The sequence below is a fragment of the Tardiphaga sp. 839_C3_N1_4 genome, assembly GCF_051811045.1.
GTDB lineage: Bacteria > Pseudomonadota > Alphaproteobacteria > Rhizobiales > Xanthobacteraceae > Tardiphaga.
On sequence record NZ_JBPWQD010000001.1, the window covers coordinates 2,552,617 to 2,571,890 of the forward strand.

The following is a 19,274-nucleotide window of genomic DNA, read 5'->3' on the forward strand; positions in this document are numbered from 1 at the left end:
GCATCAACCGCGCGGCAACAGGCCGAGCCGGCGACCGCTCCAGAGCGTGACCGCCATGCCGGTGAACAGCGACGCGCCGAACACCCAGCCCGACAACGCACCGGCGGTGATGCCGGAGAACAGGGTGCCGACGGTGCAGCCGAGGCCGGTCATCGCGCCACATCCCAGCAAAACGCCACCCGTAAGACCGCGCAGGACGTGGTCGATCCGCGGACGTTGCGGCTTGAACTGCCCGGCCACCAGTGCCGCGGCCAGCGATGCGGCGACCAGTCCCAGCACGAACGCGCCGTTCGGCGACAGCAGCGCGTCGCGGACGACGGCAATACAGCCGCGCAGACTATCGAGGCCTTGCAGGCGCGTGGGTACAAGTTCCAATGCGCCTGCAAGCTGCCGTGCGCGGCTGCCGAGTTCGGCCGTGACCCCGAGTGGCGCGACGCGCAGATACGACATGGTCGCGAGCACACCGATGATGGCGCCGCCAATCCATGCCGGCCAGCGATCAACAAAGATCGCGGTCACCCGGTCGCGTGCGCGCGCATGCTCGGCCGGTTTCTGCGGAGTCGATCGCGTCACGGCATAGGCGATCAGGCCGAGCACTAGGCCCGCGACCAGAAGATGCCCGGCATAGCCAAGCGTCCGCGGCAGCCACACCACCGGCGCATCTGCAACGGCGGCAAGATAGACGGTGTTCCAGCTGACAAAGCCCAGCACGAAGCCGATAATTGTGCCGATGAGTGCGAATGGCGCTGTGGGCGATCCCTCGCTGAGCCGATAGAGATGCGCGCTGACGCAGGAACCGGAAATCGCCATACCCGCGCCGAACGCGATTCCGGCAGCCACGAGCGCGAAGCTGACAGGCCCGATGAACGCATCCGGCGGCAGCCGCCCGGTGCCGGCATCCGGCAACCATGCACCGAACACCAGCGTCGTGCCGATCAGGCCGACGGCGAGCGCCACGATGAGACCCAGCACGCCCTGCGGTGCGCGATCATCGAGCCATTCGCGAAACATGCAGAAGAAGCAGAACCTCGCGCGTTGCAGCACGATGCCGAACGCCGCGCCGAACAGCAGCGAGATGGCGAGTGCCGGACTGCCCTGCCCGTGCAGCACATAGGCGGAGACGCCGATTGCCAGCACGATAGCAAGAGCGACTGTGACGGAGACCTTGCGGTCTGCAAACGCAGCAGGCGCCGGGTCGATACCCGGCGCCTGTTCGTCACGACGTGAAGACCCTGTGAGGGTTTCCACGGATGTGCCGTCGGTCACTTGCCGCTCCAGACCGTACCCGCAAGGTTGACTACGGGGACGCCGACCGAATTGCCATATTCGGTCCACGAGCCGTCATAGTTCTTGACGTCATAGCCAAGGATCTTCGAGAGCAGGAACCAGGTGTGGCTCGATCGCTCGCCGATCCGGCAATAGACGATGATCGGCTTCGATCCGTCGATGCCAGCGGAGGCATACAGCTTTTTCAGCTCATCGGCGGATTTGAAGGTGCCGTCTTCGCTGACCGCGCGGCCCCATGGCACGTTAAGCGCGCCGGGGACGTGGCCGGCCCGCACCGTCAATTCCTGCGAACCGGGCGGCGCAAAGATCTTGCCGGAATACTCATCGGCAGAGCGGATATCGACAATTGCAGCATTCTTGCTGTCGGATGCCGCGCGAATATCGGCCAGGCGCGCACGCAGCTTCTGGTTCGGCTCGGAGACCGTCAGCTTGCCCGGCTGTACCGATGCATTGCGCGTATCCAGCGGACGCTTGTCGGCTTCCCACTTCTTGCGGCCGCCATCGAGCAGCTTGACGTTCTTGACGCCATAGACATCGAACACCCAGGCACCCCAGGCCGCGAACCAGTTGTTGTTGTCACCGTAGAGAACGACGGTGGTGTCCTGATCGACGCCCAGCTTGCGCGTCAGTTCCTGGAACTTCTCCTTTGAGGCGATGTCACGGGTCACCGTATCGACGAGGTCCGTGTGCCACACCACATTCTGGGCGCCGGGGATATGGCCGCGCTCATAGATGCCCGGCTCGACGCTAACTTCGACGACGCGAACCTTCGGATCGTTCAGATTCTTCTCGAGCCATTCACCGTTGACCAGCGGGCTGCTGCCTTGCGCGAATGACGCTGTCGCCAGTGCGACGGCGCCAAGGCCCACGGCCAGCGTGGTTGCGATAATCGATTTCAGTTTCACAATCATTCTCCATCAATGGGCAGAGCACAGGGCTGAATATCAGTTGCCGAACGTCGCCCCCGGCCGACAAATTTCCCGAATGCATCTCCTCACTGCACCAGCAGCGCGTCAATTGACCGTCTGACGCAGCCAAAAATGGCCTTCTCGCAAATGTCGGAATCGCCGAATGGATCGAATGTGCGAGCTCATTCACCCGGAATGTCCTTCCAGTCGTGGCAACCTGTCGCAGGTCGCTGCAAGCGGTGACAGCGCGGACGGTTCTTCGCTGCGCTCGCAATCACGCGTACGGCGATGGAACGGTCAGAACTACTTATCGTCGGGGGTCTTATCGACGCCATGCCACACGCGCTGGTGATCGGCATGGGTCTGCAGATAGGCACCGTCCTTGTAGTGCGTATCGTAGAATCCAAGGTCGATATGGTGCGCCTGGGTATAGGCCGCGACGCCGACACTCGGCTGGGTACCGGGGAATTTTCCGTAGGTATCGTAGATGTCCTGCGCCAGCGTTCCGAGATAGCGTACGAAGGCGGGACTATAGGCATCGGTCCGGGACTTGACGCCGCCATTGTCGAGATAGGGACCCGGGCGCTGCGGATTGTGGTTGCCGCGCGGGCCGAATTTACGCTCGGCAAAGCGCTGTGCTGCCACATGCATGTCCGGCACATAAGGCGGGATCAGCGGCTCAAAGAAACCATCGAGGCCGATCGGGTTGGGCTGCACCCAGCCGTCGCGGCGATCGAAACGGAAGCCGTAACCATCGATACCCTTGGGCGCGAAAGCGCCGAGGATCGCTTGCGTGTTGATGCCTGAAAACAACCAGCCGCCGAGTCCCATTGCCTGCATCACGAGGTGGACGTTGTACGCGGCAATGGACAATTCGGCCGTCGTGCTGGTTCTGGAATTGCCCTCGATCACAGACAACGGCACCGAACGGTCGCGCCGCAATATGCCCGCGTCGATCAGGTCGGCGGGGTTACCGAGCACCCGGCCGGATTTCGGATCGGTCACAACCGCACCCTCGCCGGTTCGAATCCAGAGTTGGTTGAACGTGGATTCCACCTGATCGCTGATCGGAATGATCAGCGTGCTGCCGGGCTTGTTGGCAACCCATCGGTTATGTGAGGCGACATACGGATATTCCGGCGGAAACTCGATGCGACGATCGCTGAGCTTGATGATATGCGGCCGCAGCCATTCGGCTAGGCGTGCCAGATCATCGACGCCGGCATATTCTTGGATGGCGGACGCATCGAGGTCGCGAAACCGGGTGATATAGGCGCCGCTGTCGTCGTTGATGAGGATCTCGGAGCCGTGCGTGGCCGCGCCGCTGGGAAAGGTGCGTCCGATCGGCCTCACAGTGTAATTACAGCCTGTATCGGGCTCACCCACCTCGGTATGGGGAATACCCAGATTCCAGCCGCTGATGCCGACGCCTACGGCGATCAGCACGGCGCGCTCGATTTCGCTCAACGGCTGCGGCGGCAGCTTCGATGTATAGGCAAGAGGCCCGTCCGGAATCGACATGCCGACGCCGAAACGGCGGGAGCGTCGTCCGAACAGCGCATCGAGCAGCGGAAAATTCGCCAGACCATTCAAGGCGGCGGAACGGTCTGGCGATGTCATGTGAAACTCAGATCAGGCAGCGATGGCGGATTTCGAGAATGCCGCACGCGTGATGGCGCTGAGCTTCTCGTTGGCTTCGAAATAGGTGATGGAGATGTTGGTTCCACCACCAGCAGCCAGTCGCTCGCGCAGATTGCCCTCGCCCCACGCCTTGGCGCTGTCGAGGTCGTCGAACAGATAGATGCCGCCACGCAGCTTTTCGGTCGTGTTCGAAATCCAGACCTTCCACTGCAGGCCAGCCACGTTTTTGGCAATGTTCTCGGCCGACTCGATGCGCGCGGCGTCGGATTGCTGATCCTGCTGAGCGCTGGGCGTGTAGTTCACCTGAAGAATGATGGCCATGTCGATGATCTCCATGTTGAGAGGCAACGGAGGAATGAGATCACAACCGGCGTAGACAATGCACTCATATTGCTCGCATGCTCGGCAATATTGTTCGATGGATCGCGTATCACTTGAAGTTTTCGCCTCTTCGCCATTTGTGAGATAGAGCGGATTTAGGTGCGAAAAACTCATCCACGAACTTCGCCCGAGCGGCGCACTTATTCTCCGCCGGCCGCTTTGATCTCCGTCAGCGGGTTGCGCGCTACACTTCGTCTCTCACACGCATCAACAAACCAATATCCGTCTCGTTATTTCGGGATAGCGCTCGCCTAGACTTCGAGCGCCATCAACGAGGAGCGAGCAATATGATCAAGCCATTACTACGGATCGCACGAGCAGCGGGTCTTCTGGCTGCCCTGACCGGCGCGGCATCCGCGGATCAGCCACTCAAGATCGCGACGAGCGCCGGACCGGTCGGCCAGTTGGTCTCCTTCGCCGCATCGCTGGCCAAGGATAAGGGCCTTGACGTCAAGGTGGTGGAACTGACCGACTGGATTGTCATCAACGAGTCCGTCCAGAGCGGCGATACCGACGCGAACCTGTTTCAGCACAGCACCTATCTTGCGATTCAGAACAAGCAGCGCGGCTTCACGCTGGCTCAGGTCGATAAGGTCGGCGTCATCGCCCCGGTCGGCCTGTTCTCGAAAAAAGTGAAGAGCCTGAGCGAGATCAAGTCCGGCGACAGCGTTGCCATTCCCAATGAGCCGTTGAACGGCGCGCGTGGCCTGATCCTGCTCGAGCGCGCCGGCCTGCTCAAACTCGCGCCGGGCAAGGGCTTTGCGGTCAGCAAGTTCGATATCGTTGAGAATCCAAAAAATCTGAAAATCGTCGAACTGGACCCGGCACAGACCTACCGGTCATTGGACGATGTCACGCTCGGGCTGGTCAACATCACCTATCTGATCCCTGCTGGCGGCGATCCGAAGTCCGCGCTCATCATCGACAAGACCATCGATGACGGGCTGGTGCTGCGCTTCACGGCGCGAACGGACAAGAAGGACGATCCACGGTTGGCCGCCTTCATCAAAGTCTTCAGGTCGCCGGAGGTCAAGCGCTATATCGAGGAGAAATTGCCAGCCTTTGTTCCGGCCGGTTTCGACAGCTAGTGTTGATCCCGCGAGGCGCAACGTTTAAGTCCGCGCCTCGCTTGCCTCCCAACCAGGAATCCCATGACCACCCGCCGACCGCTTCGCTTCAATGCCTTCAACATGACCGCGCCGAGCCATAACTGGGCCGGGCTCTGGTCTCATCCGCGCGATGCATCCATCGATTACAACAATCTGGATTACTGGATCGACTACGCGCGGATCGCCGAACGCGGGTTGTTCGACGGCATCTTTCTGGCTGACGTGTTCGGTGTCTATGACGTGTTCGGTGATAGTCCAGACACAGCCGTGTCGCACGGCGTGCAATTGCCGAATGCGGACCCCACGCTTCTGGTCTCGGCCATGGCGCTGGTCACCAAGCACCTCGGCTTCGGCATCACGTCCAATATGTCGCTGGAGCATCCCTACCAATTCGCGCGGCGATTTTCGACGCTAGACCACCTGACCCGCGGCCGGATCGGCTGGAATATCGTCACCGGCTATCTCGACAGCGGGGCGCGCGGCATGGGCTTTGCGGCCGGTCGTGCCCATGACGACCGTTATGATGTCGCCGAAGACTTCCTCACGGCGGCCTACAAATTATGGGAGGGCAGCTGGGAGCAGGACGCCGTGCGTCGCGATCGTGCCACCGGCACGTTCACCGATCCAACGAAGGTTCACACCATCCGCCACGACGGCCCGCATTACCGCGTCGATGGCATTCACCTCTCCGAGCCCTCCCCGCAACGCACGCCATTGCTGTATCAGGCTGGCGCCTCGAAGCGCGGGCGCGCCTTCGCCGCCAAGCATGCTGAAGCTATCTTCCTGAACGGCCAGACCAAGCCGATCCTCGCCAAGGCCGTGCGCGACATCCGGACGGCCACAAAAGACTTTGGCCGCGATCCCTACGACATCCGGCTGTTCGCCGGTCTGACCGTGATCGTTGCGCCAACCCGCGCGGAGGCGAACGATCTTCATGCGGAATACAGCCGCTATGTCGACCAGCAAGGGCAGCTCGCGCTGCTCTCGGGCTGGACCGGCATCGATTTCTCGACCTACAGCCCGGATCAGGCGCTGCAATATGTCAAGAGCAACGCGATCCAATCGATGGTCGAGAACCTCACGCTGCGCAGCGAAACGCCGCTGCGCGTCGGCGATCTCGCCAGCCTAAGCGCGATCGGTGCGCGAGCCCCCTTCGTCGTTGGCTCGCCGCAGGACGTCGCGGACGAGCTCGCCGACTGGGCCGAGCAGACCGATATCGATGGCTTCAATCTCGTCCGTCTGGTGGCTCCGGAATCGCTCGAGGCATTCGTCGATCTCGTGATGCCGGAGTTGCAGTCACGCGGGCTGTACAAGACCGAATACGGCGCGGGGACGTTACGCGAGAAGCTGTTTCCGGGTCGAGGCGCCCTGCTTCATGGCACGCACCCCGGCGCGCAGTTTCGCCGCTGAGGGCCAGCAGGCCTGTCGCACCTGAACAAATTGTCGCGAAGCCGCCACGCTGGCGTGGCGGCTCCAGACCTCCATCACCACGACGGCAGATAAGCGCCCTTGAATCGCGTCAGGATGAACTGTTTCACCGGTTCTGAGTGATAGGCATCGACCAGCTTCGCCACCCATGGCTTGCCTTTGTCCTCTTCCCGCACGGCGATAATATTGACCCACGGACTTTCCAGCGGCTCCTTGATCAGGCTGTCGCGCACGGGATCGAGGCCAGCCTGGACGGCATAGTTGTTGTTGATCGCCGCCACATCGACATCTGCCAGCGACCGCGACAGCTGCGCAGCATCGAGCTCGACAAATTTCAGCTTTTTGGGATTCTCCGCGATATCGACGATCCCCGCGGTGACGCTGGTGGGGTCTCGCAACTTGATCACGCCATTCGCTGCCAAAATCTGCAGCGAACGCGCGCCATTGGTCGGGTCGTTGGGAATCGCAACCGTCGCACCATTTGGGACATCGGCAACGCTCTTGTACTTCTTCGCGTAGAAGCCCATCGGAGAAACCGTGGTGTAGGCAACCTTCACGAGCTTCCAGCCGGTCTTGGAGATCTGGTTCTTCAGATAAGGCTCGTGCTGAACGAATTGGCCTCAAGATCCTTGTTGGCCAGGGCCTGGTTCGGAAACACATAATCCGTGAATTCAACGACCTTGATGTCGAGCCCGCGCTCCGCGGCCACCTTCTTGACGGCGTCGAGCACTTCCGCATGTGGGCCAGCCGTGACACCCACGCGAATGGTCGTTGGCTCTTGTGCATTTGCGACAGGTAGACCTGCTGCAATAGTGGCGAACAGGAATGCGGCCACCCCGCCGGTGCGAGCGACCATGGCCAGCCGCAATACGTGAGCCGATTTCATTGACGAGTCCCTTATGTAAGTGTGCGAGATGACGATGACGGCGGCGGGCAACTTTCGCTGCGCCGCCACGCCAATGATTATGAATTTCTCCCGAGCTGACGGAATTCTTTTGTTAGCCCGGTTTGGAAGAGACTTTGCTGCGATCAAGGGAAGAGGCAGCACAAACACGGTGGCAGGCAACCGCCCAGCGCCAGGATCGCACTAACAGCACCGACGGTGGCGCGCCCGCGCATTCAAGCGAAATGACACGCCGCTACGTGGCTGTCTGCCACGGTGCGAAGGACTGGACTTTCCACAGCACATAACTCTTCTGCGCGCGGACACCTGGTATGGAAGTGGCATCCTTCTGGCGGATTATAGGCACTCGGCAGATCGCCCTGCACCATATGCCGCCGCCGACCGAGACCGCCGGTATCGATGCGCGGGATCGAGTCAAACAGCGCTCGCGTGTAGGGATGCGCGGGGCTTGACCACAATTTCTCCCGGGTCGATGTCTCCACGATACGCCCGAGATACATCACCGCGACGCGATCACTGACATATTCAACCACGGACAGGTCGTGGCTGATGAAGAGATACGCCACGCCGAGTTTGGACTGCAGATCGACCAGCAGGTTCAGGATCTGAGCCTGCACGGACACATCGAGCGCAGACACCGGTTCATCCAGGATGATTAGTCGTGGATCAAGCGCCAGCGCGCGGGCAATGCCGATCCGTTGCCGCTGTCCACCCGAGAACTGATGCGGATAACGGTCGGCGGAATCCGCGGAAAGTCCCACTTTTGAAAGCAGATCGGCGATCCGGTCACGGCGCTGCCGCCGATCGCCGATGCCATGAATCCTGAGCGGTTCACCGATCAGCATTCCGACAGTACAATGCGGATCGAGCGAGGCCAGCGGATCCTGGAATACGACCTGGATATCGCGTCTATAGGGCCGCATGCCGCTCCGTGTCAGGCGCGTCAGATCGACGCCGCCCAGCCGAACGCTGCCGCTTTGCGGCTCGACCAGCCGCGCAATCGCCCGGCCGAGCGTGGATTTCCCACAGCCGGATTCACCGACGAGACCAAGCGTTTCACCGGGCTTGATCGACAACGAGACGCCGTCAACCGCCTGCACGGTTCCGCGCGAAGAAGCAAAGCGCACGACGAGATCGTTCACCGTGAGCAGTGGCTCAATATGCGTCGCAACGAGCGGCTGCGTGTTCTGATGCACGGGCTTCCTCAATTCTCAGACAGGCTACGGCGCCATCTGCGCCAACGGGTATCAGCGGCGGCCGCGCGATCCGGCAGGCGTCGACCACAAACGAGCATCGCGCGGCAAAGCCGCATCCATGCGGCATCTCGGCCAGCGAAGGCACCATGCCCGGGATTTCGCTCAGTCGGGTACGAAGGCCGTTGACGTGATGGCGCCCCGGCCGCGCTGCGATCAATCCGCGCGTATAGGGATGCAGCGGCGACTTCAGAAGATCACGGGTAGTGCGCTCCTCGACCTTGCGGCCCGCATACATCACCAGCACGCGATCGGAATATTCCGAGACAACACCGAGATCGTGCGTGATCAACAGAATGGCGGCGCCGGACTCGCGTTTGATCTGATCCAGCAACTCCAGGATCTGCGATTGAATGGTGACGTCGAGCGCCGTGGTCGGCTCGTCGGCCACCAGCAGCGCCGGATTGCAGGCGAGAGCGATGGCGATCATGACCCGCTGTCGCATGCCGCCGGAGAGATGATGCGGATAATCGTTCACGCGGCGACGTGGATCGGAAATCCGTACCCGATCAAGCAATGAGACTGTGCGACCCCAGGCCTTCTGGTGCGAAATGTCCTCATGTGCCGTGATGGCCTCGATGATCTGCTCGCCGATGGTCAGCACCGGATTGAGCGCCGTCATCGGTTCCTGGAAGATCATCGCGATCCGGTTGCCACGCAGCCGGCGCAGCGCCTCGCCTTCAAGGCCAAGAATGTCGCGCCCCTGCAGCTTCACAGAGCGGCCCTCGATGCGGCCGGGCGCCGCCACGAGGCCGAGCAAGGCAAGAGCGGTGAGCGACTTTCCGCAGCCGGATTCGCCCACGATGGCCAGCGTCTCTCCCGCAGAGATGTCGAAGCTGAGACTGTCCACGGCGGTCAGCGCGCCGCCCTTGCGGTCGAACCTGACATTCAGCCCATCGACCGACAGCACTGGCTCGCCCATCACCGACGCTCCTGTTTCGGGTCGACGGCGTCATTGAGGCCATCCCCCAGCAGATTGAGCGCGAGCACCGCAACGACGATCGCCACCCCCGGCAGTGTTGCGATGTACCAATCCGACCGCAGCACTTCGCGCCCGGCGCCGACCATGCCACCCCAACTCACCACGTTCGGATCGCCGAGACCGAGAAACGCCAGACTGGATTCGGTCAGGATGGCCGTCGCGACCATGACCGATGCCGAGACGATGATCGGCGCCAGCGTGTTGGGCAGCAGATGGCGGAAGATAATGCGCATGTCGGACGCACCGAGCGCGATCTCCGCCTGCACCATGTCGCCGTGACGCAGTTTAAGGAATTCGGCGCGCACCAGCCGTGCCAGGCTCGGCCACGCTGTGACGCCGATCGCTCCGACGATGGTCGCGATGGAGGGCTGCAGGATGGCGACGATGGTCAGCGCGAACAGAAACGGCGGAATCGTCTGGAAGAACTCCGTCAGCCGCATCAGCGACGCATCGATCTTGCCGCCGTAATATCCTGCGAAGGCGCCGACACCGACCCCAATCACCAGTGACATGGCGGTCGCCACCGCGCCGATCAGAAGCGAGATGCGCGCACCGTGAAATATCCCCGACGCCAGATCGCGCCCCAGCATATCGGTGCCGAGCGGAAAGCTGGGATCCTGGCCGGGACGCAGGAATGGCTGACCGGCAAAATCCAGGGGATCGCCAGGGAAAATCTGATGGGCAAGCAGTGCCATGGCCACGACGAACCCAAGCAACAATACGCCCACAACCGCCGACGGCTGTCTTGCCGTCCGGAAGAACGCGTTATCCTGCGCGATGCGCGCCGGCGGGATATGCGCAACGATATCGACGAGGGCCATGGTCAGCTGAGCTCGATGCGCGGGTCGAACACAGTGTACAGGAAGTCGATCGCCGCATTGGCCAAGACCACCACGACCGAACTGCACAGCAGTATGCCGAGAAGCAGGTTGAGGTCGCGCTGAAACAGCGCTTCGAAAGCGAGCCGACCCAGCCCGGGCCACGAAAACACGGTTTCAACCAGCACAGCGCCGCCGAGCACGGCCCCGACCTGCACGCCGAGCATGGTGAGAACAGGCAGCAACGCGTTTCGTACAACATGACGATAGGCGATCCGCCCCGGACGAAGGCCCTTGGCGACGGCAGTCCTGACAAAGTCCTGCCGCTGCACGTCAATCATCGCCGCGCGCATCAACCGCGTATAAACGGCCAGAAAGAACAGCCCAAGCGTGGTTGCAGGAAGTACCAGATGTGCCGCGACATCTTTCAGATAGGCCAGGCCGATATAGCCACGCTCGATGCTGGTCATGCCGCCGACCGGTAGCCAGTCAAGCCACACCGAGAAGACCACGATCAGCATGATCCCGGTCCAGAACACGGGCGTCGCATAGAACAACAGCGCAATGGTGGAGATCACGGTATCGGTCGCCCTGCCCGCGCGGCGCGCGGCGGCGATCCCCATCGCCGAACCGACCAGCAATGCGAACGTGATCGACGTACCCATCAGCAACAGCGTTGCCGGGAGCCGCTGGGCGATCAGTTCGAGCACAGGCAAGCCCTGACGGAACGAGAAGCCGAGATTGAGCGACAGAAGGTTGCGCAAATATAGGGCGAATTGCACCGGCAGCGGTTGATCGAGCCCGAACTGCTTGCGCAGCGCGGCCAGATATTCCGGCGTTGCCGAGCCAGCCTCACCTGCCAGCACTTGTGCTGCATCACCCGGCGCTAGCCGCAGCAGGAAGAAATTGGTGATGGCAATGCCCAGCACCACGATCACGAGTTGCAGGGCTCGCCGCCCGAGAAATCTGGCCGATACAGGGATCATGCGCGAGCGTTCAATTCTGCGCCGGCGCCTGATCGAACCATGCATTCTTCAGCGAGCCATAGGACTGGTCCGCCTGCAGGACGACGTCCTTCAGGGCGGAAGAGTGCAATGTGAAGAAGCGCAGTTCGAGCAGTGGCAAAGTCGGCAGATCGCGTTGAACAATCTGCTGGAAACGATTGAAATCTTCAGTACGCTTTTTCGGATTGCCTTCGACCGCAGCGGCCTGGATCAGACCATCGACCTCGGCATTGCGGTAGCCCGACCCGTTCGTCCACGGCGTCTTGCTGCCAAGCCAGCCCGACCAGTATTCACGAACGACGCCAATTTGCGGATCGGGGAAAGCGCCGTTGTAGGAGCTCGAAATGTCGAAGTCGCGGTCGGCATAGACGCGTTTAATGAAAGCTGCGGTGTCCTGGGCGCGGATGTTGATCTCGATACCCACACGCTTCAGCGCCTGCTTCAGATATTCGCCGGTTCGCTTATAGTCGTCACCGTAAGGCAGGAAGTCATGATTAAGCGTGAACCGCACCCCATCAGGCCCGCGCTTGAAGCCGGCTTCGTCGAGCAAGGCTTCGGCCTTTTTCAGGTCGAACGGATATTTAGGCACGCTGGCATCGTGGAATGCCGTCAGTGCCGTCGGAATCGGGCTGACAGCAGGCTTGCCGTAGCCATACCAGACGACCTTGCCCAGCGCTTCCTTGTCCAGAGCAAATGCGATGGCCTGACGGACGCGGACATCCTTGAGATACTGGTTCTCGACATTGAAATCGAGATACAGCACGGGCGACAGCCAGTCATAGCCGCGTGTATCGACCTTTAGCGACGGCAGCTTGGCAAGGCGCTCGACCTCGCGGAACGACACCGGATTGAATGTCGCATATTGCACCTCACCCTTCTCGATCGCCGCTGCGCGCGCCGCCGCGTCGGGAATGATCCTGAAGATGACTTTGTCGAGATAGGGTTTTGCGGGCTCCCAGTAATCCGGATTGCGTTCCAGCAGAATGTATTCGCCCTTCTTCCACTCCTTGAAGACGAATGCCCCCGTGCCGACCGGCTTGTTGTTGTACGCATTGTTCAGGATGTCGGTACCTTCATAAAGATGCTTCGGCAGAATCGGCGCACCGACGGCGTTGAGCACGCTCAGAATTGGCAGCGACGGCTTCGACAAATGAAGGATGATCGTATTATCGTCAGGCGTATCGACCGTAGCGACGTTCTCGAATATCGCCTTGTTGCGCGGATGGATGGTCTTCCAGACATTCTCCAGGCTCCATTTCACGTCCGCGGACGAGAACGGTTTGCCATCATGCCACTTGACGCCCTTGCGCAGGTTGAAACTGATGGTGAGGCCATCCTCCGCAACTTTCCACTCCGTCGCGAGCGATGGCTGCGGCTTCAGCGCCGGGTCGTAATAGACCAGGCCATCGAAGATATTTCCCGCAACGATCTGCGTCGGCGTTGCCGTATTGAATGCTGGCGTCAGGGTGACCGGCTCCGGCTGCACGATGGCCGTCAGCGCTCCACCGCGCTTCGGACCGCCGGCTGCGCATGCCGGCGTCGCCGGCATGACCGCCACGGCAGCCAGCAGGACCGATAGTCGTGCGACCAATGATGTTTGGAAAGAGATTGCCCGAAAAAATTTCATGATGATTGCCCCAGCTCAATTCTGCTTCGGAACGTCAAACCAGAAATCGCGGAAGCTGCCATAAACCTGATCGCCGCGAATGGCCGAGGTCTTGAGATTCGCCGCCTGAACGGTGAAGAACTTTAGCTCGACCAGCGGCAGCGTCGGCAGGTCGGTCAGAACGATCTTCTGAAAGTCCTTGAACAGCGCGATGCGTTTCTCGGCGCTGGCCTCGCCCTGGACCTTCGAGATGATGTCATCGACCTCGGCATTCTTGTAGCCGGAGCCATTAGTCCAAGGGATGTTCTTGCCGACGGATGCCGACCAGTAAGCGCGGGTCACGCCGATCTGCGGATCGGAAAACGCTGCAAACCATGCGATCGAAAGATCGAAGTCACGGTCGCCATAGACCCGCTTGGTAAATGCCGCGGTATCCTGCGTCCTGATCGTGACGTCGACGCCGACACGCTTCAACGCCTGTTTGATGTATTCCGCGGTCCGCTTGAAATCGTCGCCATAGGGTATGTAGTCGATGAACAGGGAGAAGCGGGTGCCGTCCGCGTTGCGCTTGAATCCGGCCTCATCCAATAGCGCATCCGCCGATTTGACGTCGAACGCATCCTTGTCGGCGCTCGCGTCGTGAAACGCCGCAAGCGTTGAAGGAACGGGGCTGGTCGCGGGCTTGGCAAAGCCGTACCAGACCACGTTGGAAATCGCCTTGCGATCGGTTGCACGTGCCAACGCATGTCGAACGCGTGCATCCTTCAGCGGTCCACGTTCGACATTGAAATCGAGAAACAGGAACGGCGACAGCCATTCATAGCCGCTGGTTTCAATCTTGAGGCCGGGCAGCTTGCCGAGCCGTTCGGCGTCCTTGAGCGGCACCGGGCTGAGCGAGCCATACTGGATTTCGCCCTTCTCGAAGCCAGCCGATCGGGCCGCCGCATCCGGAACGACCTTGTAGATCACTTTGTCGAGATACGGCTTTCCCTTGGCCCAGTAATTCGGATTCCGTTCCAGCACGATGTACTCACCGCGCTTCCATTCCTTGAACACGAACGGCCCCGTGCCGACCGGCTTGTTGTTGTTCGGATTGTTGAGAATATCGGTGCCATCGTAAAGATGCTTCGGCAGCACTTGGGCGCCGTTGCTGTTCAGTGAACTGAGGATCGCGGGGGAAGGTTCGCTCAGCCTCAAGACGACGGTGTTGTCGTCGGGGGTATCGACCTGCTTCACCTTGGCGAAGGTCGCCTGATTGCGCGGATGGATCGTCTTCCAGACATTTTCCAAGGTCCACTTCACATCCGCCGACGTGAACGGCTTGCCGTCATGCCAGAGCACGCCCTTGCGCAGGCGAAGGGTGAGCGACAATCCATTCGCCGCAGTCTCCCAGCTCTCCGCCAGCGCCGGCTGAGGGTTTAGGCTGGTGTCGTAGTCGACAAGTCCATCAAAAATATTGCCGCTGACCGTTCCGGTCGGCGCGGCGGTGTTGATGGCGGCCGTGAGGATGACCGGCTCGGGTTGAATGATCGCCGTTAGCGTTCCGCCGGGCTGCGGCGTTTGAGCAAAGCTCACTGCTGGCATCGCCGCACCAACTGCGAAAAACAGACCGACTACTGCGCGACATGATCTATCGGCGATCAAGCGAGGGAGAGCCATCCAACGACGATCATTCTGTGGCGTAGCGGCAACCATTCTTCCCCCTGCTTGATATCGATCTGCAATGTATTGCCTGACGAACGGCGTTTTCTTTGACATCGCGATATATCGACGCCACCGCGATCAATCGTCAATTTCGAATTGCACACGATACCAAGGACAATCGCGCCGCCAACACGGCCGATAGCAGAAGCTTTCTCTTTCACAAGCAGGAACGCCTTTTGGCAGGTCAACATGCGCCGCGATCCACGGCCGCCGACGATGTACCAGCCGTCGCCGAAATCTTCGGCTTCGCACCTTGGGAATACCATTGCCCCGCGTTTGAGATTGCTCAGCGCAGGCTTTTCTTCATCGAACTTGCGTCGAGGAGAATGATTGAACTCTCGATCGTCAATCTTTGGACTTCAAAAATCTTGTTCTCTGACCGAGAGTCGATGCTTGTCGTTACACAAAGGAGCGACTGAAGGCGCGGAGAAAAACGACGGCCTGAAAATATTGGGAGCAGCTGCTTGAGCATCGACAATGACAATATTCGAACCCAGCGGCGGCGCGGCCCGACTTCGGCCATCACGTTCAGTATGCGACAAATAGGCTATCGCGAATGGACGGCTGTGGAGAAACACAAGCTAAAGGGATTGGCCGAGCGAGGCTTGTCCGTTCAGAAGATTGCCAGATCGCTCAAGCGGTCCGTTTGCATTACCCAAGCGATGGCATCGAAATTGGGTATCCGCTTCGGGGATGAATTGGAACTGCGATCAAGTTAGGCATATGCGTTCCAGGATTCATCCATATGATTACCATTTCTCCGACAGCCTCAAAGAGGCCATGCGCATCAATGTTGGCCACGATGAAATTGCGCCCGCGATGTGATTGGACGTCAGTCCGGCAACGCAGGTTGCGCAAACAACCATCCCGGGCGTGCAATTCGTGGAAGGCGCGCAGGGCGATCTCGCACCGTGTTGCCAAAGACCCAGTTACATGAATCGGCATTGCCACTGAAGCGCAGCGCTTTTACTTACTTTCCGAAGCGAAACGACAGAGAACAGAACAATGGCTGTCTATCTGGATCATACCGGCCGCCCCCTTCAGCAGAAGCTGACGAAATCGGACGGTATTCGTTTTCATTATATCCGCGGTGGCAAGGGACCTACCGTCGTTTTGATCGCCGGCTTTCCGCAAAGCGTCTACGCATGGCGGCGCGTCATTCCTCTGCTCACCGATGCCTATGACGTGATCGCGCTCGACCTTCCGGGCCAGGGCGATAGCGACAAGCCGCTGGATGGCTACGACACAGCGACAGCGGCGAAACGAATCAACAGCTTCCTCAAGACCATAGGTGTTGGACGCCATTATTTCGTCGGGCACGATATCGGATCCTGGATCGGATATCCTTATGCGCACGAATTTGCGAGCGAACTGGACGGCGTCGTGTATCTCGACGCCAACATTCCCGGCGTCACGTTGAAGCCTTCCATCGATGTCGCTGATCCGGACTACTGGAAGAGCTGGCACTTTCTCTTTAACATGGTCGACGATCTGCCCGAGGCGCTCTTGCGGGACCGCGAGCGTATTCTCATCGAATGGTTCTTCAACAAGAAGACCGCAAACGCGATCGCAACCTTCTCGAAGGATGACATCGACGAATATGTTCGCGTCTATAGCTCGTTGGGTGGCCTGCGCGGAATGCTGGGTTATTATCGCGCCGTCATCCGCGACATGGATTACAATCGCGGCTTGTTTCAAAAGAAAATAGCTGTGCCTGTGCTGGCGCTGGGAGGCGATGCCGGTAGTGCACCGGGAATTTTCGAAGCTATGCGACCCTTGGCTGAAAATATTCGAGGCGGCGTCATCCGGGATAGTGGTCACTATATCCCCGAGGAACAGCCCGCAGCTCTTGTCGCCGAGCTGAGGGCATTTTTCGAAATTACATCCGCTTCATGAGCGTGAGGCTCCAGCCAAGCTGCGCAGATCCCGAACGGTGACATGCCCGGCCAGCTCCGGTATTCGCTCTGATTTCGAGCGTGCTGTTCCTCGGCGACCGTGTAGCCCCCAAATTGATAGTCGGTGGACCGCTTGCGATCTCTGGTGTCGCCATTACACAAACAAGACCGCGCGCTCAATCAATCTAAACCCGTGTTGGTGTTGGCGGCATCGTGCTCGGACACCAAGGAGTTCAGATCTGCGCGCGAAGACGTTCGATATGTTCAGTCGAAGGCCGTCAAAGCTTTTTCTGCCAGGCGGCGTCACGATCCTTCGTCCAGGCCGAGGTGACGCCGTCATCATCAGCGACGCGATCTACCGGCAGACGGGGCAGAACCAGTTCAGCAAATCGGTACGCCTCTTCCAGCAGCGGCATCCCGGAGACGATCAGCACCTCGATGCCAGCGTCGCGATAATCCTGAATGCGTTTGACGACCTGGTCGGCGCTGCCGATCAGCGCGGTGCCCGGCCCGTGCCTGACGAGGCCTATGCCGGCCCAGAGATTAGGTTCGATTTCCAGTTCACGTAGATCCTTTGGCTTACGTCCACCGTGCAGCGCCGACATCCGCTGTTGGCCCACCGAGTCGATATTCGCGACGTAGGCCTGCGCGCCGGCGATCGCGGCATCGTCCATGTGGTCGTACAGATCCTGCGCGGCAGCCCACGCCTCCGCCTCGGTCTCACGCACAATGACGTAGAGCCGGATACCGAAACTGATCTTGTCGGCGCGGCCGTGGCGCGCAGCGAGATGTTTTACTTCGCGGATCTTGGTCTCGGCCTGCGAGGGCGTTTCGCCCCACGACAGATAGGTGTCGATATGTTTGGCCGCGACTTCATGCGCCGCCGGCGACGAGCCGCCGAACCACAGTGGCACGCGGCGCTGATACGGCGGTAGCGGTAGCCCGGCATCGACTACATGGATGTGGCGGCCCTTGAAATTGACGGTCTCGCCGCGCAGCAGCCCGGTCAGCACCGTCAGATATTCGTCGGTGTAGGCATAGCGTTCGTCATGACTGAGGTGCACGCCGCTCTGCGCCATCAGTTTGGCATCGCCATTGACGATGTTGACGCGAAGCCGACCTTTCGAGAACTGATCGAAGGTCGTGATCATTTTGGCTAGCAGTGTCGGCGACAGCAGCGGCGGATGCGCCGCGACCAGATGCTGGAAGTTGTCGGTGAAGGGGATCAGCGAGGCGCCCTGCACCCAGGCGTCGTGCGAGCCTGTCGCCAACAGCGCGCCGGTGAAGCCGAGATGGTCGACCGCGCGCGCCAGTTGCTGGAAATACGGGTAGCTGAGTTTTCGCGCGCCGTCCGCCCGCCAGGGATAGCGACCATCGGGGCCGGTCAAATACCAAAGAACTTCCATGATGAACCTCGTTGTTTGCAGATGGGCCGGTCAGGCAATCGCGAAGTGGCGGGAATCGACGGTATCGGTGACATCAATCGCGCGCGGGATCAGGCCGAAGCGGGTGAATATGTCGGCGTGCTGCTGCTGCTCGTGCAGGAACGCATCGTCCGGCGCCTCGACACCCCAAGGGCGCGACGTCAAAGCCGGCAGCCATTGCGCCGCGGTGTTGCCGTTCAGCCCGTCGAGCAGCGCTGCGGCTTGCTGCGGATCGGCGGCGACGGCGCGGTCGGAGTCGATCAGCGCGTCGAGCAGCCAGCGCACCGGGCCATTGCGATCCTGTACCAGTTCGCTGAGGCCCCAGTAGACAGAGCGGTTGGAAAAGATCGTGCCCGGCGACGCCAGCACGCGCGTCTCGACGCGGCTGGCGATCTGCGAATAAAGCGGATCGGTCGCGACGATGGCGGGAAGCAGGCCATCGATGAAGGCGTCCTTTGCCGTGATCGGCAGGATTTCCGCGGCGCGCACGTCGCGCCAGGCGAGACCGGCGGCGTTGAGTTCGGTGGCGACAAACTGGGTATGCCAGGAGATCGGCATCAACCCGATGCCTTTGCCAATCAGACCGCGCAGATCGCTAATGCCGCTGTCGGCACGCACCAGCAAGCCACCGCGCTCCGGGCGCGAACCGGACATCCCGAATACGGCGGCCGAAAGCCCTTCCGCCTTGGCGAGAATCGGCGGCGTGGCGCCGGTGCCGGCCAGATGCAGCACGCCGGCCTTGATCAGCGGAATGGTTTGCGCCCCCGCGGCATAGACGAAGAATTGCAGCCCCTTCTCGCGCAAGGACGCTACGGCCTGCGGCCGCCGTGCCAGAATCGACAGCGAGAGGTTTTGCGGGTGGGCTCCGACGACATAGGTCATCGCATACTCCTGATGATGAAGGGAAAGCGGGCCGCTACAGCCGCCATA

General features: G+C 60.6%; 17 protein-coding genes and 1 pseudogene. 5 read left to right on the forward strand and 13 right to left on the reverse strand.

Annotated elements, in window-relative coordinates:
• Positions 1–3: 3 nt before the first annotated feature.
• From AB8A38_RS12210 to AB8A38_RS12225, 4 genes are all read right to left on the reverse strand, one after another.
• Complete coding sequence (locus AB8A38_RS12210) at positions 4–1,266, reverse strand: YeeE/YedE family protein (protein ID WP_439086160.1); 1,263 nt, start codon at positions 1,264–1,266, stop codon at positions 4–6.
• Positions 1,263–2,186 (reverse strand): sulfurtransferase, encoded by a 924-nt coding sequence (locus AB8A38_RS12215; RefSeq protein ID WP_439088509.1) that lies wholly within the window; start codon positions 2,184–2,186, stop codon positions 1,263–1,265. Before AB8A38_RS12215 ends, AB8A38_RS12210 begins: the two co-directional genes overlap by 4 nt.
• A 312-nt stretch (positions 2,187–2,498) precedes the next feature.
• The gene (locus AB8A38_RS12220; RefSeq protein WP_439062461.1) at positions 2,499–3,815 is read right to left on the reverse strand and encodes a hypothetical protein; all 1,317 of its coding nucleotides are present in this window, start codon (positions 3,813–3,815) and stop codon (positions 2,499–2,501) included.
• Positions 3,816–3,827: 12 nt separating this feature from the next.
• A complete protein-coding gene (locus tag AB8A38_RS12225; RefSeq protein WP_439086161.1) occupies positions 3,828–4,157 on the reverse strand; it encodes a YdhR family protein in 330 nt (109 codons plus the stop codon).
• Between the two features lie 347 nt (positions 4,158–4,504).
• Here AB8A38_RS12225 and AB8A38_RS12230 point away from each other — a divergent pair, with 347 nt between their 5' ends.
• Both AB8A38_RS12230 and AB8A38_RS12235 read left to right on the forward strand, forming a co-directional pair.
• Entirely contained in the window at positions 4,505–5,305 is an 801-nt protein-coding gene (locus AB8A38_RS12230) for a MetQ/NlpA family ABC transporter substrate-binding protein (RefSeq protein ID WP_439062459.1), read from the forward strand.
• A gap of 63 nt (positions 5,306–5,368) precedes the next feature.
• Positions 5,369–6,736 carry an LLM class flavin-dependent oxidoreductase gene (locus tag AB8A38_RS12235; RefSeq protein ID WP_439062458.1) on the forward strand — a complete coding sequence of 456 codons (1,368 nt, stop codon included), beginning with the start codon at positions 5,369–5,371 and terminating at the stop codon, positions 6,734–6,736.
• Between the two features lie 74 nt (positions 6,737–6,810).
• Here AB8A38_RS12235 and AB8A38_RS12240 read toward each other — a convergent pair.
• The 7 genes and pseudogenes from AB8A38_RS12240 to AB8A38_RS12270 all read right to left on the reverse strand — a co-directional run bounded on the left by AB8A38_RS12240 (position 6,811) and on the right by AB8A38_RS12270 (position 14,905).
• Positions 6,811–7,610, reverse strand: a pseudogene (locus tag AB8A38_RS12240) (MetQ/NlpA family ABC transporter substrate-binding protein).
• 263 nt (positions 7,611–7,873) lie between these two features.
• The gene (locus AB8A38_RS12245) at positions 7,874–8,854 is read right to left on the reverse strand and encodes an ABC transporter ATP-binding protein (RefSeq protein ID WP_439062457.1); all 981 of its coding nucleotides are present in this window, start codon (positions 8,852–8,854) and stop codon (positions 7,874–7,876) included.
• The gene (locus AB8A38_RS12250) at positions 8,814–9,833 is read right to left on the reverse strand and encodes an ABC transporter ATP-binding protein (RefSeq protein WP_439062456.1); all 1,020 of its coding nucleotides are present in this window, start codon (positions 9,831–9,833) and stop codon (positions 8,814–8,816) included. Before AB8A38_RS12250 ends, AB8A38_RS12245 begins: the two co-directional genes overlap by 41 nt.
• Entirely contained in the window at positions 9,833–10,714 is an 882-nt protein-coding gene (locus AB8A38_RS12255; RefSeq protein ID WP_439086162.1) for an ABC transporter permease, read from the reverse strand. Before AB8A38_RS12255 ends, AB8A38_RS12250 begins: the two co-directional genes overlap by 1 nt.
• Before the next feature lie 2 nt (positions 10,715–10,716).
• Entirely contained in the window at positions 10,717–11,697 is a 981-nt protein-coding gene (locus AB8A38_RS12260; protein ID WP_439086163.1) for an ABC transporter permease, read from the reverse strand.
• Positions 11,698–11,707: 10 nt separating this feature from the next.
• Positions 11,708–13,342, reverse strand: coding sequence for an ABC transporter substrate-binding protein (locus AB8A38_RS12265; protein ID WP_439062453.1), 1,635 nt, complete (start codon positions 13,340–13,342; stop codon positions 11,708–11,710).
• Between the two features lie 15 nt (positions 13,343–13,357).
• Positions 13,358–14,905, reverse strand: a complete 1,548-nt coding sequence (locus tag AB8A38_RS12270) for an ABC transporter substrate-binding protein (RefSeq protein ID WP_439086164.1) — start codon at positions 14,903–14,905, stop codon at positions 13,358–13,360.
• Between the two features lie 167 nt (positions 14,906–15,072).
• Between AB8A38_RS12270 and AB8A38_RS12275 the strand changes: the two genes are divergently transcribed.
• From AB8A38_RS12275 to AB8A38_RS12285, 3 genes are all read left to right on the forward strand, one after another.
• Complete coding sequence (locus AB8A38_RS12275) at positions 15,073–15,444, forward strand: hypothetical protein (protein WP_439062451.1); 372 nt, start codon at positions 15,073–15,075, stop codon at positions 15,442–15,444.
• A gap of 45 nt (positions 15,445–15,489) precedes the next feature.
• Positions 15,490–15,744: a hypothetical protein gene (locus AB8A38_RS12280; protein ID WP_439062450.1), complete on the forward strand. Its 255-nt coding sequence runs from the start codon at positions 15,490–15,492 to the stop codon at positions 15,742–15,744.
• A 286-nt stretch (positions 15,745–16,030) separates the two neighbouring features.
• On the forward strand, positions 16,031–16,921 hold the full coding sequence (locus tag AB8A38_RS12285) for an alpha/beta fold hydrolase (protein WP_439086165.1): 891 nt from the start codon (positions 16,031–16,033) through the stop codon (positions 16,919–16,921).
• Between the two features lie 277 nt (positions 16,922–17,198).
• On the opposite strand, the gene AB8A38_RS12290 is transcribed toward AB8A38_RS12285, so the two are convergent.
• Positions 17,199–18,326, reverse strand: a complete 1,128-nt coding sequence (locus AB8A38_RS12290) for an LLM class flavin-dependent oxidoreductase (protein ID WP_439086166.1) — start codon at positions 18,324–18,326, stop codon at positions 17,199–17,201.
• A gap of 30 nt (positions 18,327–18,356) precedes the next feature.
• Positions 18,357–19,226: an ABC transporter substrate-binding protein gene (locus AB8A38_RS12295; protein WP_439062447.1), complete on the reverse strand. Its 870-nt coding sequence runs from the start codon at positions 19,224–19,226 to the stop codon at positions 18,357–18,359.
• Positions 19,227–19,274: the final 48 nt, after the last annotated feature.